Origin of the sequence: Flavobacterium sp. (assembly GCF_039930565.1) — a bacterium.
GTDB lineage: Bacteria > Bacteroidota > Bacteroidia > Flavobacteriales > Flavobacteriaceae > Flavobacterium.
This window is the reverse complement of record NZ_JBDTTP010000008.1, coordinates 50198-68244: the sequence shown is the minus strand read 5'-3', so window position 1 is coordinate 68244 and position 18047 is coordinate 50198. Positions and strand designations below refer to the sequence as shown.

9 protein-coding genes and 1 pseudogene are annotated in these 18047 nt (G+C 34.7%); 5 read left to right on the top strand and 5 right to left on the bottom strand.

The features are described from left to right. Positions 1-100: 100 nt before the first annotated feature. On the top strand, positions 101-6589 hold the full coding sequence (locus ABI657_RS04015; protein WP_348095953.1) for a carboxypeptidase-like regulatory domain-containing protein: 6489 nt from the start codon (positions 101-103) through the stop codon (positions 6587-6589). A 118-nt stretch (positions 6590-6707) separates the two neighbouring features. Continuing rightward, on the top strand, positions 6708-7697 hold the full coding sequence (locus tag ABI657_RS04010; protein WP_348095952.1) for a glycosyltransferase family protein: 990 nt from the start codon (positions 6708-6710) through the stop codon (positions 7695-7697). Positions 7698-7765: 68 nt separating this feature from the next. Here ABI657_RS04010 and ABI657_RS04005 read toward each other — a convergent pair. The 5 genes and pseudogenes from ABI657_RS04005 to hpt form a co-directional block, all read right to left on the bottom strand. Continuing rightward, positions 7766-9910 (bottom strand): annotated as a pseudogene (locus tag ABI657_RS04005) (S46 family peptidase). A gap of 177 nt (positions 9911-10087) precedes the next feature. Then, positions 10088-11089: a GTPase ObgE gene (gene obgE, locus ABI657_RS04000; protein ID WP_348095951.1), complete on the bottom strand. Its 1002-nt coding sequence runs from the start codon at positions 11087-11089 to the stop codon at positions 10088-10090. 107 nt (positions 11090-11196) lie between these two features. Continuing rightward, the gene (locus ABI657_RS03995) at positions 11197-12471 is read right to left on the bottom strand and encodes a hemolysin family protein (protein WP_348095950.1); all 1275 of its coding nucleotides are present in this window, start codon (positions 12469-12471) and stop codon (positions 11197-11199) included. A 204-nt stretch (positions 12472-12675) separates the two neighbouring features. Then, complete coding sequence (locus ABI657_RS03990) at positions 12676-13248, bottom strand: adenylate kinase (protein WP_348095949.1); 573 nt, start codon at positions 13246-13248, stop codon at positions 12676-12678. A gap of 67 nt (positions 13249-13315) precedes the next feature. Further along, positions 13316-13846: a hypoxanthine phosphoribosyltransferase gene (gene hpt, locus ABI657_RS03985; RefSeq protein WP_348095948.1), complete on the bottom strand. Its 531-nt coding sequence runs from the start codon at positions 13844-13846 to the stop codon at positions 13316-13318. Positions 13847-14030: 184 nt separating this feature from the next. Between hpt and ABI657_RS03980 the strand changes: the two genes are divergently transcribed. From ABI657_RS03980 to ABI657_RS03970, 3 genes are all read left to right on the top strand, one after another. Then, positions 14031-15305 carry a sorbosone dehydrogenase family protein gene (locus tag ABI657_RS03980; RefSeq protein WP_348095947.1) on the top strand — a complete coding sequence of 425 codons (1275 nt, stop codon included), beginning with the start codon at positions 14031-14033 and terminating at the stop codon, positions 15303-15305. A gap of 184 nt (positions 15306-15489) precedes the next feature. After that, positions 15490-17580, top strand: coding sequence for a TonB-dependent receptor (locus ABI657_RS03975; RefSeq protein ID WP_348095946.1), 2091 nt, complete (start codon positions 15490-15492; stop codon positions 17578-17580). A gap of 24 nt (positions 17581-17604) precedes the next feature. Beyond that, complete coding sequence (locus ABI657_RS03970; RefSeq protein WP_348095945.1) at positions 17605-18039, top strand: hypothetical protein; 435 nt, start codon at positions 17605-17607, stop codon at positions 18037-18039. Positions 18040-18047 lie beyond the last annotated feature (8 nt).

Genomic DNA, 18047 nt, shown 5'->3' with positions numbered 1-18047 from the left:
TATTTGATTTTGGAGATAAATTACTAATTTGTACGAAATTTATTTTAAAACCTTCCCAACCTTTTTTAGAAAAAGACGCTCTATATAAGAAAACCAACTTATGAAAAATATATTATTTGCTTTTTTGTTACTTACTTCAACTTTGTTTGCACAACAAACCGATAAAAAATGGGACAAGGTCATTGACTTTGAAAATGAAGGTAAAGTAAAATCAGCAAATGAAATAGTTGCTGAAATTTATAAAAGAGCGGTTTCTGAAAAAGATGAAGTTCAAATGATAAAATGCTTTTTTTATCATTCCAAATATTTGCAGGTTGTGGATGAAAATGCACAAAACAAGATTTTAAATAATCTGAAAATTGAAATTAATCGGGTTTCTATTCCATCAAAAGCGATTTTAAATTTGGTTTATGCAAAGTGTTTGAGTGATTATTATAATCGAAATACCTACCAAATTCAACGAAGAACGAACATGGCGTTTCTTGATGGAAACTTTTTGACCTGGACTGAGGCCAATTTCAAAACTCAGATTGATTTAGCGCTAAAAAAGACTTTAGAAAATGAAGCGATTTTAAAGTCCACTTTATTAGAAAAATACGAAATTATTTTTGATTTTTTTACTTTGGAAAAATTCAAAAAAGAAAACTTATCTGATTATCTGTTGAGAGAAAACATAGTTTTTTACAAACAAAAAGTTCGTCAATGGGAATTTACAAAAAGTGATTTTACACCTTACACAAAACAGCTTTTAGGAAAATCCGCTGATTTTACAAAAGTCGATTTCGATTTTGTTACTAATGAAAATCTGCGTTTGGTTTTGTCTTTATATCAAAAGCAGGAATCAAACAATCCCTCGGGATACAATGAGCTGGAGCGCATGCAGTATTGCAAAAATACGTTACTTGAATCTGATGAGGATTATTTACCTGCATTAAACAATCTTCAAAAAGAAACAAAAGATGCCATTTTAATTCAGAAGATTCAACTGGAAAAAGCATTTTTTTATTCTCAAAAAGCTTTAAAAGAAACTCATCCGGACTATAACATACAAGCAATTTCGTTATTAGACAGTATTATCTCTGTAAATAATAGATCGAATGCCTACAAATTGGCTGTACAGCAAAAAGACAATATTATTTCTAAATCCCTCAATATTGAACTTCAAAAGTATATTTACACGGACGAAAATACAAGAGCTTTTATTCGATACAAAAATGTTACCCAATTAAAAGTTTCATTTTATAAAATCAATCAGAAACAGCTTTTGGATTTCAGAAATACCTATCCCAAAAAAGACACTTTGGTATCCGCAATTATACGGAAAAGTCAAATTGGTGCTACAAAAACATATTCATTAATAAATAAAAATGATTTTTTTGAATATACTACCGAAGTGCTTTTACCACAATTAAAAACTGGTTCTTATCTGGTTTATTTTGAAAGTGATTCCGATACAAAAGACAAACAAGCTTTTGCTTATCAAACCATTTCTGTTTCTAATTTATCTGTTTTGGCTTCACAAAATCAAAGTGGAGAAACTTTTCAGGTACTGGACAGAAAAACCGGGAAGCCTATAGAGAATGTGAGTATTAAATCGAAACATTTTAATCTAAAAACAAATAAAAATGGTATTGCATCTTACAACCAAAAGAAATTTATTAACAACAACAATGATGTTGAATTATCAAGTGTAAATGATACTACGTTAATTCAAAAAAACTACATCAATTATGTTAATGACTATTCAGGCGAAGATCAAAATGATATTAATTTTAAAGGAAAAGTAGAATTTTATTTAGACCGTGCTATTTATCGTCCGGGGCAAACTGTTTACTACAAAGGAATCGCAATTCAAAAAAAGAACAATGAAAAAACTGTAATTTCTAAAACAACATTCAAAATTATTGTTCAGGACGCTGATGGTAATGATTTTAAAGAATTTGATGTCGTTACGAATGAATTTGGTTCTTTCTTTGGTGAATTTACATTACCAAAAAATGGTTTAACAGGTAACTTTTCAATTGAAGCAGAAGAGCCTGAGGATTATGAAAAAGATATTGATTATGATAAAAATGAAGAAGAACATGCTTTTTGGGACAATGCGGACTTAGAAGATTCCAGACTTGATTTTAGGGTTGAAGAATACAAACGTCCTAAATTCGAAGTTACTTTTGAACCTAAAAAAGAAAGTCTTCAAATCAATCAGTTAATCAAAGTAAAAGGAAATGCCAAAGCTTTTGCAGGAAGCAACATTTCTGATGCCGTGGTCAAATATACCGTTACCCGATATACCAGTTATTTCAGAAATCACTATGACCAACAACCAGAAAATGAAACTTTAAATACTGGCGAAATTAAAACGGATGCTTCAGGAAAATTTAGTATTGACTTTACAGCAACTCCATCAAAAAACAGTAAAAAAGAGCAATTGCCTGTTTTTAATTATCGAATTAACGTTACCGTTACTGATATTAATGGAGAAACACATGATGCTGAAACTATTGTAAAAGTAGGATATCATGATTTAGTTCTTGGAACTTCCCTTCCCAATCAAATTAAAACGAAAGACAAAAACGAAATTCTGCTAACGAGCACCAACTTAAACGGAGAATTTTTAGCTGTAAAAGGTGAAATCAAAATGTATTATGATAGCCCGTTTTCTGATAAATTCAAACCGAGAGTATGGCCAAATCCGGAATTTGAAACCATAAATAAATCGGAATTTGAAAAATTATTTCCGTACGAACAAAACAAAAAAACAACTATTGATACAACAAAAGGAACTTTAGTTTTTACCAAAAAAATTGATACTGAAAAAGACAAAAAAATTGTTTTGGATTTTATTTCGAATTATAAATCCGGCAACTACAAAGTCCTATTTTCAGCAAAAGACAGTTTTGAAAACGCCATCGAATCTTCAACCGGTTTTCAAATTGTACAAAGCAAAGATAAGTTCAATACAAGTACTTTATTAACGATCAAACAAGTCAATGAGGACGCTAAAAAAGATGGTTTTGTTACATTAAAAATAACTTCATTAATTCCTGAGCTTTATTTTTCAGTTACGGGTAACTATGAAAGCAAAGTGTTTTTTGAAAAAAATATCCATCTGGAAAATAATGAAAGTATCATTAAAATTCCATTGAAAAAAGAATTTGAAGAATCTTTAAAAATAGGTTTTCAGTGTGTTTTTGAAAATGCTGCTTTCCATGATGAGATAGATGTATTTCTAAAAAAGGAAGTTCCTAAATTGGAATTCAGTATTGAAACCTTTAGAAATAAACTTCAGCCGGGAATCAGCGAAAACTGGTCCTTTAAATTAAAGTCAGCCAACACAACTAAAGAAGCCGAAATTCTGGCTTCAATGTATGATAGTTCATTAGACCAATTCACAACGCAAAACTGGGCTAACTTAGGTTTTAGTGATTATCATTATAATGGTAACAATATAAAATCAGGTTTGGGCTTTGACAAAACATCCAGCTATCTTCAAAATTTAAATACTCCTAAAAACAGAGTAGAATTACACGACGAAAATGCAAAACTGATCTGGTTTGGTTTTGATTTTAATAATGCGAATAATTCTGTTTACCTGCAAAGGGAATATCAGAAACAACTTAGCAAAAAGGCAATCAAGCCTTTAAATGCAAAAATGATTTCGGGAATCATAACAGATCAATCGAAGCTGCCTCTTCCTGGTGTTTCTGTATCCATAAAAGGAACACAAAGAGGTACAACTTCTGATTTTGATGGCTATTATGAAATTGAGGCTGCCAAAAACGAAGAAATTATTTTTAGTTATATCGGTTTTAAAAGTCAATCTGCTGTAGTTGTAAACACAAAAACTATTGATGTGGTTCTGGAGGAAGATCAGAATAGCCTGAATGAAGTTGTAGTTGTTGGCTATGGAACAATGAAAAAACAATCCGTGACTGGGGCAGTAACAACCATTAAAAGAGAATTCATTCCCGAAGATAATAGTGTTTATAGTGTAGATGGAATTGAAAGTGCACTGCAAGGAAAAGTTGCCGGAATTCAAATTAGAGGGGCTTCGAGTATCAATGGAGCAACTCCTTTATATGTGGTCGATGGAAAAATCATCACTGACATCAACAATATAAATGCGGCGGACATAGCTTCGATGAATGTTTTAAAAGATGCATCAGCTACAGCGATTTATGGAAGCAGAGCTGCAAACGGAGTAATTGTTATTACCACCAAAAACGCAATAAAAGAACTAACGCAAGTAAAAGCCAGAAAAAATTTGTCTGAAACGGCATTCTTTTTACCCAGTTTAAAAACCGATTCGAAAGGAAATATAAGCTTTAGTTTTACTTCGCCGGAAGCTTTGACGGCCTGGAAACTTCGTTTGATGGCACATAACAAAGACGCTGTTTCAGGCTATTTGGAAAAAAGTGTTATAACACAAAAAGAGCTGATGGTCTTGCCAAATTTTCCTCGCTTTTTAAGAGAAAAAGACACCATTGTTATTAGTACCAAAATTTCGAATATCACTAGTGAAGCCAAGACAGGAATGGCCATTTTACAATTTTTTGATGCAACAACCATTGAATCTGTTGATGCCAAAATGCTGAATACTGACAACATTAGAAACTTTAGTGTTGATGCCTTTGGAAATACAACAGCAAACTGGACAATTTCGATCCCTGAAGGTCTTCAGGGAGTTCAATATAAAATTCTAGCCAAATCAGGTAATTTTTCTGATGGAGAAGAAAACATACTTCCCATTTTAACAAACAATATGCTGGTTACAGAAAGCATCCCAATTTGGGTTCGGGAGAATTCCACAAAAGAATATGCGTTTGAGAATTTGAAAATCAATACTTCAACCTCATTAAAAAATCATCAGTTTACGTTGGAATACACCTCTAATCCTGCTTGGATTGCCATTCAGTCTCTGCCTTATTTAATGGAATATGAGCACGAATGTGCAGAACAGACTTTTGCCCGTTTTTATGCAAATGCCTTAGCATCAGAAATCATTTCAAGTAATCCGAAAATTGCAACGGTTTTTGAAGACTGGAGAAAAAACGGAAAACTAAATTCTAAATTAGAGGAAAACGAAGAATTAAAATCGATTATTCTTGCTGAAACGCCTTGGCTGAATGATGCTCAAAGTGAAGACGAAAAGAAAAAGAATCTGGCACTTTTATTCGATTTGGAGAAAATGAAAAGTTCTCAGGAAGCAACTTTTGATAAATTAAAACAAAAGCAAAAATCATCAGGAGGTTTTGCCTGGTTTGACGGAAATGATGAAAACGAATACATTACCAGACATATTTTGGCAGGTTTAGGGCATTTGTCAAAATTGTCTAAAAATAATACTTCACAAATTGACCAGATTGCCAAAAGTGGGATTCCGTTTTTAGATCAGAAGTTTTTAACTTATCATAAAGCAAGAACAAAAAATTTAAAAACAACAGCCAATTTAATGTGGATCAATCCGTATACTGATTTGCATTATTTATACACGAGAAGTTTTTATTTAGATAAATATCCGCTTTCAGACACTTTAAAAAAAGCATCAAAATTATATCTGGAAACAGCTAAAAAGGATTGGCTTTCATATTCACTTTACGAAAAAGGATTAGCAGCTTTGACATTAAATCGTTTTGGAGAAAGGGAGTCGGCTAATAAAATTATTGAAAGTTTAAAAGAAACTTCATCCAATAATGAAGATTGGGGAATGTACTGGATATCAAATAAATCAGGCTGGTATTGGTATCAGGCGCCAATAGAAACTCAGTCTTTATTGATTGAGGCTTTCGCCGAAGTGAGTCAGGATACCAAATCTGTCGATGCGATGAAAGTTTGGCTGTTAAAAAACAAACAAACCAAAAACTGGCCAACCACAAAATCAACTACTGAAGCCATTTATGCCTTATTAATGCAAGGAAATGATTGGCTTTCTGTAAATGACAATACAATTATTAAAATTGGTGATGAAAAAATCTTAACCAAAAAACTTTCTGAAAACGAAAAAGAAGCCCAAACAGGCTACATCAAACTGAACTGGAAAGCTGATGAAATTAAAAAAGAAATGGCTACCATCAATATTCAGAACAAATCGAAAGTTCCTGGTTTTGGTGGTGTTTACTGGCAGTATTTTGAAGATTTGGATAAAATAAAAACTAATTCGGGTACTGTTTTATCAGTGGCAAAAGAATTATATCTAAAAAAGAATACTATGACAGGAGATGAATTAGAAAAAATCACATCCAAAAACTCCTTAAAAACAGGAGATTTGGTTACCGTACGATTAATTATTTCAGCTAAAGAAGACATGGAATTTGTGCATTTAAAAGACATGAGAGCTTCATGTTTTGAACCTGTAAATGTACTTTCAGAATATCAATACAAAGATCGATTAGGATATTATATGAGTACAAAAGACGCTGCAACACATTTCTTTTTTGACAAAATCAATAAAGGAACTTATGTCTTGGAATACGATATCAGGGTAAATAACAGCGGCGAATTCTCAAACGGCATCACCACAATTCAAAGTATGTATGCGCCGGAATTTTCAAGCCATACAAAAGGAATTAGGATAAAGGTTGTTCCATAAAAAAATTAAATTCAAAATCCGTCATTATTTATTGGCGGATTTTTTTTATAATACTAAATACACATTGCCGTAACATAGTCAGATTACTTTCGTACGATAATTTAAAGAACAATCGTTAATGAAAATATTTTATGCCATACAAGCCACTGGCAATGGACATATTAGCAGGGCAACTCAGTTATATCCTTATCTCGAGAAATTTGGTGAGGTAGATTTTATGGTAAGCGGTATCAACGCCAGCCTTAACATTGATTTACCCGTAAAATTCAAAAGTAATGGCTGTAGTTTGCATTACAGTAAATGCGGTGGATTGAATTATTGGGATATTGTAAAAAACATACGCCCCAATCAAATTTATAAAGATGCAAAGTCGTTGCCCCTGAAAGATTATGACATTGTAATTAACGATTTCGATTCGATTACATCACTTTCCTGCAAACTGCAAAAGGTACATTCCGTTCAGTTTGGACATCAGGCCAGTTTTATATCCAAAGCTACACCAAGACCGGAAAAGAGGAGTATAATGGGAGAAATGATTCTGAAACATTATGCGCCTTCACCAAAAAATATTGGACTCCATTTTGAAAAATATGATTCGTTTATTTATCCTCCGGTAATCAAGGATCAAATTGTAAATGCAGAACCGAAAAACCTGAAACATATAACGGTTTATCTTCCATCGTTTCAAAAAGAGTGTTTGGAAAAAGCGATCAACAAACTTAAAGATGTTCATTTTCACTGGTTTTTATATGATGTGAAATTTGAACACACCATTGGCAATATCACCTATTTTCCCGTTAATCAGGATTTTTTCAATCAAAGTTTGATTGATTGCGAAGGCATCATTACAGGTGGTGGATTTGAGACACCGTCAGAAGCATTGTTTTTGGGAAAGAAGATTCTTAGTATTCCTATTCGGGATCATTATGAACAGGAATGTAATGCTGCCGCTTTGAAAAAGTTAGGTGTGCCGGTTATGTATGATGTCAAAGATAATTTTGATCAGATTATAGAAAAATGGCTTAATTTGGATATTGAATATCCCACCATTAAAGCCAATAACATTCCTGAAACACTTCAAATGCTGTTCGATACTTACCGGGATTAAAACTCTCATAAATGACAAAACCCCATCTCATCAAAAATGAAATGGGGTTTTGCATAAATTATATACAATTATTTTTTGATGGTCAATTCATCAATAATATTTTTTGCTCCGGCATATTTGTCAATAATCCAAAGTACGTAACGAATATCTACGTTGATGGTTCTTTGTAAGTTAGGGTCAAAAATAACATCTCCCGCCATCGCTTCAATGTTCCCATCAAAAGCAATACCGATTAATTCTCCTTTTCCGTTAAGAACCGGAGAACCTGAGTTTCCTCCGGTAATGTCATTATCTGTTAAGAAGTTTACTGGCATATATCCTGCTTTATCAGCATATTGTCCATAATTTTTTGCTTTGTTCAATTCTAATAAACGCGCCGGCAAATCAAACTCCTCATCACCTGCTTTGTACTTTTTCACCATACTTTCCATGGTGGTGTAGTTGTTGATTGTAGCATCGTTGCGCGGATCAGCAGGCAAAGCACGAACTTTTCCGTAAGTCAGTCTCAAAGTTGAGTTCGCATCAGGATACTGAACCGCATTTAATTTTGATTCTCTTAAACCTTCCACCAATTTTCGGTAAGCAATTGCAAAACCATCATCCGCTTTTGCCTGATCATCTGTTTTAGCACGATATTTATTTAGTAAGTCACTAGAAATAACATACAAAGGATCAAGTGGAAGCGCAGCCGGTTTAGGATCTGCTATGTAAGCCAACACTTTTTCTTTAGAGGTAAAAAAACTTGTTTCAGTTGCTTTTGCTACATCAGCAGTAAAATCGCCGTTATTCGCTGCTTTCATTTTAGCAATTTGCGGTGCTAAACCATATTCAGCTGCTTTTGAAGCATATAAATTCAATTGTGCTGTTAAAACATCTTTTTCTAATGGAGCATAAAATTCACCATAAATATTATCTACCAATGCATTGATTTTAGGCAGCATTTCCGCTTTTTTAGCATCATTTTCCTTAGAATAGGCAATTAATGCATTTCCTAAAGTTGCAGGACCTGTTGCATAAGTCGAAGTACGCAAAAGCTGCATCAAGTAATTATCATGAGTTGCTTTTATATTGGTTTCCCTGTAATAATCATTAATCGTCGGAAGTACATTTTCGTACTTTTCCTTATTAGCCGGTTTGCTTGCCCATTCGTAGAATTTATCTTCCTGCTCTGCTTTGGCTGCAGCTGTTCCTGCTTTAGTCAAGGCATCAATCATTCCCTGGCGGTTTTTCCAGTAATTGGCAGTAGAAGCATACTTAGAAGCATATTGCAAGCGAACCGTTGCGTCTTTATCCATATGCTTTTTCATTTGATCCATTCCGGTTTTTGCACCTTCCACCCACGCAGGATAAGAGAATTTTACGTTTTGCTCAATTCCTCCAGCCGGCATCCAACGATTTGTTCTTCCCGGATAACCTAAAATCATAGCAAAATCATTTTCTTTAACTCCTTTAATACTTACCGGCAAATAATGTTTCGGCTGTAAAGGCACATTATCTTTAGAATATTCGGCAGGATTACCGCTTTTATCAGCATACACTCTGAACATAGAAAAATCTCCGGTTTGACGCGGCCATTCCCAGTTGTCTGTGTCTCCTCCAAATTTACCTACACTTTCAGGTGGTGTTCCTACCAAACGAACATCTGTATAATCCTGGTAAACAAAATATTAATACTCATTTCCCTGAAAGAACGGACGAACCGAAACGGTATATTTTCCGCCTTCGTTATTTTCTTTTTCGATCAAAGCAATTTCCTGCTGAATAGTTTTATTTCTTTCAGCTTCTGTCATTTGATCATTTACTTTTGATAAAATTCTTTTGGAAACATCATCCATACGAACAAAGAAACGAACGTATAGCGATTTTGGCTTCATCTCAGCACTTTTTTCTTTTGCCCAAAAACCGTTTTTCAGGTAATTTTGTTCTGCAGATGAAAGTTCTGCTATTGCATCATATCCGCAGTGGTGATTCGTTAAAACCAGTCCGCTTTTAGAAACGATTTCGGCAGTACAGCCTCCGTTAAACTGCACAATCGCATCTTTTAAACTATGGTGATTGATGCTGTAAATTTCTTCGGCTGTCAATTGCAGACCCATTTTCTGCATGTCTCTGTGGTTCAGCCTTTCGATAAACATTAAGAACCACATTCCTTCGTCGGCTCTTACCGGAAATGCCATCAGGCACATCGCGAAAAATAAGATTATTTTTTTCATATAATAAATTGAATTAGTATTACGAAGATAATTCATTTTCATAATTACATCAATCAATTGGTATTGAAAATACATTTCACAGATGTTATTTTATCATTTTATTACGAATTCAATAGTATTAAAACAAAAAAGATGCTCTGTTTCCAGAGCATCTTTTAATATAAAATAGTCGTTATATTAGTCATTCAGCATTTTCCAAAGCTTGTCTTTCAATTCAGTCAGACCTTGTTGAGCCACTGATGAAATAAACATATATGGAATGTCTTTGAAAGCAACATCCAATTCAACTTTTAATTCGGCTTTAAGTTCGTCGTCCAGCATATCACATTTTGAGATAACCAGAAGACGTTCTTTGTCCAGCATTTCAGGATTATATTTGGTTAATTCGTTTACCAAAATATCATATTCTCCTTTGATGTCCGGAGTATCAACAGGAACTAAAAACAACAAAGTTGAGTTACGCTCGATATGGCGAAGAAAATAATGTCCTAACCCTTTACCTTCAGCAGCACCTTCAATAATTCCGGGAATATCAGCAATTACAAAAGATTGATAATCTCTGTAAGCGACAATTCCTAAGTTTGGTTTTAGGGTTGTAAAAGGATAATCGGCAATTTTTGGCTTAGCCGAAGTCAATACAGACAATAACGTTGATTTTCCCGCATTAGGAAAACCTACTAATCCAACATCTGCCAAAACTTTAAGTTCCAGAATAACATCCATTTCTACACCCGGCAAACCTGGCTGCGCGTAACGTGGCGTTTGATTAGTTGAACTTCTAAAATGCCAGTTTCCTAATCCGCCTTTTCCTCCTTTACAAAGAACTCTTTTTTCGCCATCATCTGTGATTTCGAATAAGGTTTCACCTGTTTCTTTATCTTTTACAACAGTTCCCAACGGAACTTCGATATATTTATCTTCACCATCTGCACCAGTACTTCTGTCCCCGCTTCCATCACCACCATAACCTGCTTTAATATGACGGGCAAATTTTAAGTGAAATAATGTCCACAAACCTTTATTTCCAACTAAATATACGTGACCGCCACGACCACCGTCTCCACCATCCGGCCCTCCCTTTTCAATAAATTTCTCCCTGTGCAAGTGTGTAGATCCTTTTCCTCCCTTTCCGGAAGAAACATATATCTTAACATAATCTACAAAATTCCCTTCTGTCATTTTCTTTTTGTTTATGTATAGTTTAAAGTTTAAAGTTTCAGGTTTCAAGTTGGCGCAACGCACTTAACCTGAAACCTGAAGCATAATAAACCTGAAACAAATTCTCTTTACTCTTTTAGTGTTTTTATCAGCACTTTATCAATCTTTACGCCATCCATATCGATGACTTCCAACACAAATTTCTGCCAGATTAGTTTTTCGCCTTCTTTCGGAATATGGGAAAGCTCAGTCATAATCATTCCGCTTACTGTATTTACCTCATAATCATTTGTCAATTCGTCCAGCTCAAAGTAGGTTAGAAAATCATGTAATGAATAATGTCCATCTACCAGCCAGGAACCATCTTCTCTTTCGATAAGCTGGAATTCATCTTTATAGAAATCGGATGCATCACCTACCAAAGCTTCCAAAATATCATTCAGCGTAATAATTCCCTGGAAAACGCCGTATTCATCAGAAACCAAAGCGTAATGAACGCCTGTTCTTTTAAAATTTTCCAATGCTTTGTAAGCTGTTGTCTGCTCCATTAAATACGGAGGGTCTGTCATTATTGCCGATAAATCGAAATGGTCTTTTTCGATATTGGCAAAAATATTTTTAAGTGTTACAACTCCGACAATATCATCATAATTATCGCTGTAAACAGGATAAATCGTATGGAGATCGTGCAATACCAATTCTTTTATTTTATCCTTATCTGCATTTAGCGGTAACATATCCACCGATTTGCGGTGTGTCATTAAAGAATTTACTTTTCTGTCTCCAATGTGAAAAACACGCTCCACAATGTCCTGCTCAATTTCCTGAACTTCCCCGCCTTCAGTTCCTTCTTTGATGATTGCTTTAATTTCTTCCTCAGTTACTTTTCCGTCAGCGGAAGGTTTTATTTGTAATACTCTTAATAAAAATTCTGTAGAAGTGGTTAACAACCAAATAAAAGGTGCTGTTACAATTGAAACAATTTTCATTGGCAACGCTACCATTTTTGCAATTGCTTCGGGATAATTCAAACCGATACGTTTTGGAAGCAATTCTCCTAAAACCAGAGAGAAAAACGTTAAAACCACTACTACAATCCCAACTGCAACCGAATGGGCATACGGTTTTAAAACTTCAAATCCTTTGACAAAAACTTCGACATCCATTGTTATTTTGTCTCCACTGTAAATACCTGTCAAAATACCGATTAAGGTGATTCCGATTTGTACAGTTGATAAAAATTTGTTTGGAGAATTAGCCAGATCCAGTGCAATTTTGGCGCTTTTATTGCCTTTTTTTGCAGCCGTTTCCAGTCTGTTTTTCCTGGCCGAAATCAATGCGATTTCTGACATGGAGAAAACTCCGTTTAATAGTATCAGAAAAAATATTATTAGTATTTCCAATTTGTGGGTTATTCGTTATGTAATTGTCCGCTTTAATGTAATTTGCAACCTAATCGTGTTATAGCCCAGATGGAAGAGAAAAGCCCGGAGCTAAAAAAACTAATTTTTTCCTGCCGGAAAACAGCGACCGGCGGAAGCTCGTTTTATGGAGTGGAAAAATAGTTTTTTTAGCGAGGACTTGAAACGTACAGCTGGAAAATGCTTCTACAAATTATCTATAACTGACGTTAATCGCTCTGTAATTTCTTCAATAGTTCCGATACCGTTTACGGCATGAAACTTATTTTGTTCTTTATAATAACCAATTAATGGTGCTGTTTTTTCGTTGTATTCCTGATATCTCACACGGATTTTTTCTTCATCCTGATCATCTGGTCTTCCGCTTGTTTTTCCTCTTTCCAGCAAACGTGCTACCAGAATTTCGTCATCTGCCTCTAATGCAATCGTTGCTGTAACTTCAGATCCGATTGTTGGTAAAAATTTATCAAGAGCTTCAGCCTGGTCTAAAGTTCTTGGGTAACCATCGAACAAAAATCCTGCTGTATCCGGGTGTTTTTTTACTTCGTCAATTAACATTGCTGTCGTTACTTCACATGGAACCAACTCCCCATTATCCATAAAAACTCTTGCTTTTTTACCTAAATCTGTATCGTTTTTTAAATTAAAACGAAAAATATCTCCGGTTGAAAGATGTGTTAATTTGTATTTTTCTTTTAAAAATTCTGCCTGAGTTCCTTTTCCTGCTCCCGGCTTTCCAAATAAAACAATATTAATCATAATGTGTGTGAGTTGTGTGACTTCTTGTTTTGAAGAAGTTTTTAATGAATAGTTGTATGTTAGTTATTTATTCTGATAATTTATAAACTTCTGGAAGGTTTCTTCCTAAACCATCATAATCGAGACCGTAGCCAACGATGAATTTATTTGGAATCCTGATGCCGATGTAATCAATTTTTATGTCTTTTTTATAGGCTTCGGGTTTAAAAAACAAAGTGGCAACTTTAAAATGTTTTACATTTTGAGCTTTAAACATTGTTTTTAATTCTTCAACTGTATTTCCTGTATCGATGATGTCTTCAATGATGACAACGCTTCTTCCTGACAGATCCTGATTAATACCGATTAATTCTTTAACGGAATTGGTGCTTTCCGTTCCTTCATATGAGGCCATTTTTATGAATGACACTTCGCACGGATTTTTATATTTTTTCAGAAAATCGGCAACAACCATAAAGGCACCATTTAAAACGCCAATAAATATTGGGGTTTCGCCTGCAAAATCATCTTCAACCTGAGACACTATCTTTGTTAAGGCAAAATCAATTTCCTTGGCCGAAATAAACGGAACAAATTGTTTATCGTGCAATTGTATCATTATTTTTACGTTTAAAATAATGCGCAAAGATACAGAATTACAACCAAATTGTAAGTAAGAAATTGTATTGCAGTAACACTTTTTTAAAACTGTTAAATATCACTTAATATTTACAGAACTTTTATTCAGGCTATTTTAAAATTTGGTAAATTGTTGTTTCATAAACTTTTAATCAAATACTCAAATGAGAACAGCTACTCAACTATTTTCAATATCCTTATTCGCAATAATAACAGCCTGCAACGGACAGGTAAAAAAAGAAGAAAAAGAAGCTTTGGCAAAACAACCCGCCAACGTTGTAAAAACAGCGGTTGGAGACCTTACTTTACCACCGCCATACGCCACCGAATCTAAATCTAAAAACAGCAAAGTTATTGGATGGCCGGAAGGAAAAACGCCAAAAGCACCACAAGGTTTTACGGTTACAAAATTTGCAGATGGTTTTGAAAATCCGCGTTGGACTTATATTGCTCCTAATCAGGATATTTTTGTTGTGGAAAGCGGTACGAGAACCAGTAAAAACCAAATTATAGTACTCCGCGACAAAGACAAGGATGGAAAATTTGAAACCCGTGAAGTATTTATTAAGGATCTAAACAGACCTTTTGGAATGCTGGTCGTGAAAGACTTTTTTTACATTGCCAATACCGATGGATTGTACCGTTATCCTTATAAAAACAATCCGTTGAAATTAGAAACGCAGGGAACTAAAATCCTGGAACTTCCTGCAGGCGGTTACAACAATCACTGGACAAGAAATTTACTGGCCAATGCGGACGGCTCAAAAATTTATGTTTCTGTAGGTTCAGGAAGTAATGTTGGAGAGAACGGAATGGATAAGGAAATTCGCCGGGCTGCCATTTTGGAAATCAATCCAGACGGAACAGGGGAAAAAATCTACGCAAGCGGACTTAGAAATCCGGTGGGAATGGATTGGAATCCGGCAAATAAAGAATTATGGACAGCAGTAAACGAACGTGATGAATTGGGAGACGATTTGGTTCCCGACTACATTACAAGCGTCAAAAAAGATGGCTTTTATGGATGGCCGTATTCTTATTACGGGAATATTTTGGATCCGAGAATGAAAGGCGAACGCAAAGATCTGGCTGCAAAAGCAATTGTTCCGGATGTTTCTGTTGGTGCCCATACAGCATCTTTAGGACTGGCTTTTTACACCAAAGACAAATTCCCGACTAAATATAAAAATGGTGCTTTCGTAGGACAGCATGGTTCCTGGAACCGCGCCAACATATCAGGATATAAAGTAGTTTTTGTTCCGTTTGCTAACGGAAAACCTTCCGGAAAACCGGAGGAATTTTTAACCGGTTTTATTTCAGATGCAGACAAGGCTGAAGTTTACGGACGTCCGGTAGCGGTTACGGTTATGAATGACGGATCACTTTTGGTGAATGACGACAGCGGGAATACGATTTGGAAAGTGACTGCGAACAAGTAAAATTCCTAACTTTACGCAAATATTTAAACACATAGAATCATAGGATTGTGGGAACTTAAAAAAAGCGTTTCACTTGCTAAAACACATAGCTTTGTGCGTTTTAGCAAGTGAAACACCTTTATACGCAAACCATAACTATGTCTCTATGTGTTTAAAAAATTACGCTTAAAAAAAACTATCCTTTATGCTTTTAAAAAAATATTTCTTTTTTCTTCTTGCTATAATTGTTTTCCAAAACACTTTTGCCCAAGAAGAAGAAAGCAAATCTATTGATTCTGTTAAAACAGAAAAATTGAAAGAAGTAGTAATCAGTCTACTTCATATAGATGAAAATTTATTAAACGCACCGGCTTCTATCGGAGTCCTTTCCAAGAAAGATTTACTGCAAAATAACGCTGCAGATATCACTACGGTGTTGAATATTATTCCGGGTGTTTTTATGCAATCTTCCAACTTTACTACAACCCGAATTTCGATTCGCGGTATTGGAGCGAGAACAACTTATGGCACCAATAAAATCCGGGCATTTTATGGCAGTATTCCGTTGACTTCGGGAAATAGTGAAACCGTTATTGACGATATTGATTTGGAAAACCTCAACCAGATTGAGATTATAAAAGGTCCGCTTTCGAGTATTTATGGCGCAGGTTTGGGTGGCGCAATTTTGATTTCACCTCAGCTTTCTAAAGATCACGGACAAAGTGCCAGCGTAAGTTCGGTTTTTGGTTCTTATGGATTATTGAAAAATAGTTTGAATTATAGTCTGGATGAAAAGCAAGGCAGCCTGAATATTAGTTATCACAATCTAAAAACTGACGGCTGGAGGGAAAACAGCGCTTATAAACGCGAGGGAATTACAATTGCCGGAGAATTGTTTAGAAGACAAAACAGCAAACTGACGTACTTTTCCAACTACACGTATTTGAAAGCTTTTATTCCGAGTTCAATTAACAAAACCGCTTTTGATAACAATCCGAAATCCGGAGCGCCAACCTGGGTTGCTTCAAAAGGATATAAGGAATACAAATCGACTTTGGGCGGACTGGCTTATGATTTTAAAATCAATGAGAATCTGAATAATTCTACTTCTGTATTTATTAATTATAAAGACAGTAACGAACCACGTCCTTTTGATGTATTACGCCAATATACTTTTGCTGCAGGAGCGAGAACACAATTTTCTGGTGCTTTTAAAATTAGAAAAACAGATAATAATTTCATTGCCGGAATTGAATATTTTGGGGATAATTACAGTGGTAATACTTTTGAGAATTTATACCAACAGAATAACGGATTGGGAAGTTTACAAGGCAATCAGCTGACCGAAACAGATCAGAAAAGACATTTTTATAATATATTTTCTCAATTGAGAACTTCATTGTCACAGCAATTTGAAATTCAGGCGGGACTCAATTACAACAAAACACAATTTGAACTGATCAATTTTACGGACAGTTCCAGTCAGAAATATAGTTATGACGGAATTTTTTCTCCGCAATTATCTTTACTTTTCAAGCCAAATACGCAACAGACTGTTTATTTTTCCGCCAGCCGTGGATTCTCATTACCGGCAACTGAAGAAACTTTAACGAGTGAAGGCACAATTAACACCGATATAAAACCTGAAAACGGTTATAATTTTGAAGTGGGTGGAAAATTCTATTTTTTCAACAGAAAATTGTATACCGAAATTGCGGTGTACCGAATGGAAATCAAAGATTTACTGGTTGCGAAAAGAATTGGCGATGATCAATACGAAGGCATAAATGCCGGAAAAACATTTCATGAAGGAATCGAAATAACCTTAAACCATAACTGGCAGATGAATCGGTTTTTTTCTATGAATTCTTATTTGGCGGGTTCTTTGGGAAATTATGAATTCAAGGAATTTGTGGATAACGGAAATGATTATTCGGGTAATAAATTAACCGGAGTTGCTGCCAATAAAGTCAATGCAGGATTAGTTCTCCATACAAAATTAGGGATTTATTTGAATGCCGATTATCAATTTGTGGATGAAATTCCGATGAACGATGCCAATACCGCTTTTTCAGATTCTTATACTATTATCAATTTAAAAACCGGCTATCGATTTGAAATCATGAATGGTTTATCCTCCCATATCGCAGCAGGAATAAATAATATGACCAATGAAAAATACGCTTCGTTAATTTTGCCGAATGCAGTAGCTATTGGAAATGCTTTACCGAGATATTATTATCCGGGACTTCCTGTAAATTATTACGGATCAGTTTCATTAAATTATTTATTTTAGTTTCCTGAAATTAAACAATTAAACATGTTATCTGAACTGCAAATCAAACTTGATTACGTAAACGCTTACCGTGAAAATCGGCTCCTGGCTGCACAAAATATTTTAGAAAATCCGTCCTTATTTCATGAATTAGTTTCGATTTGTTTTTCCCCATCTGATAAAAACAACCATAAGGCCTGCTGGATTTTAGAGTTTGTATCTTATGAAGAATTGATTTGGCTCCAGCCACATTTGGATTTTTTTTGTTCAAATTTAAAAATTTTGAAAGATGAAAGTTCGATTCGTCCCATTGCAAAAGTTTTGCAGCTATTAGTAAAATCACATTATCAAAAAGAAGAGGACGGAATTTTACTTTCTGAAAAAAATCTTCAGGATTGTATCGAAGCCTCTTTTGACTGGCTCATCAATGATGTAAAAGTAGCTACAAAAGCGTATTCCATAAGAACTTTATTCTTTTAGGAAATCAT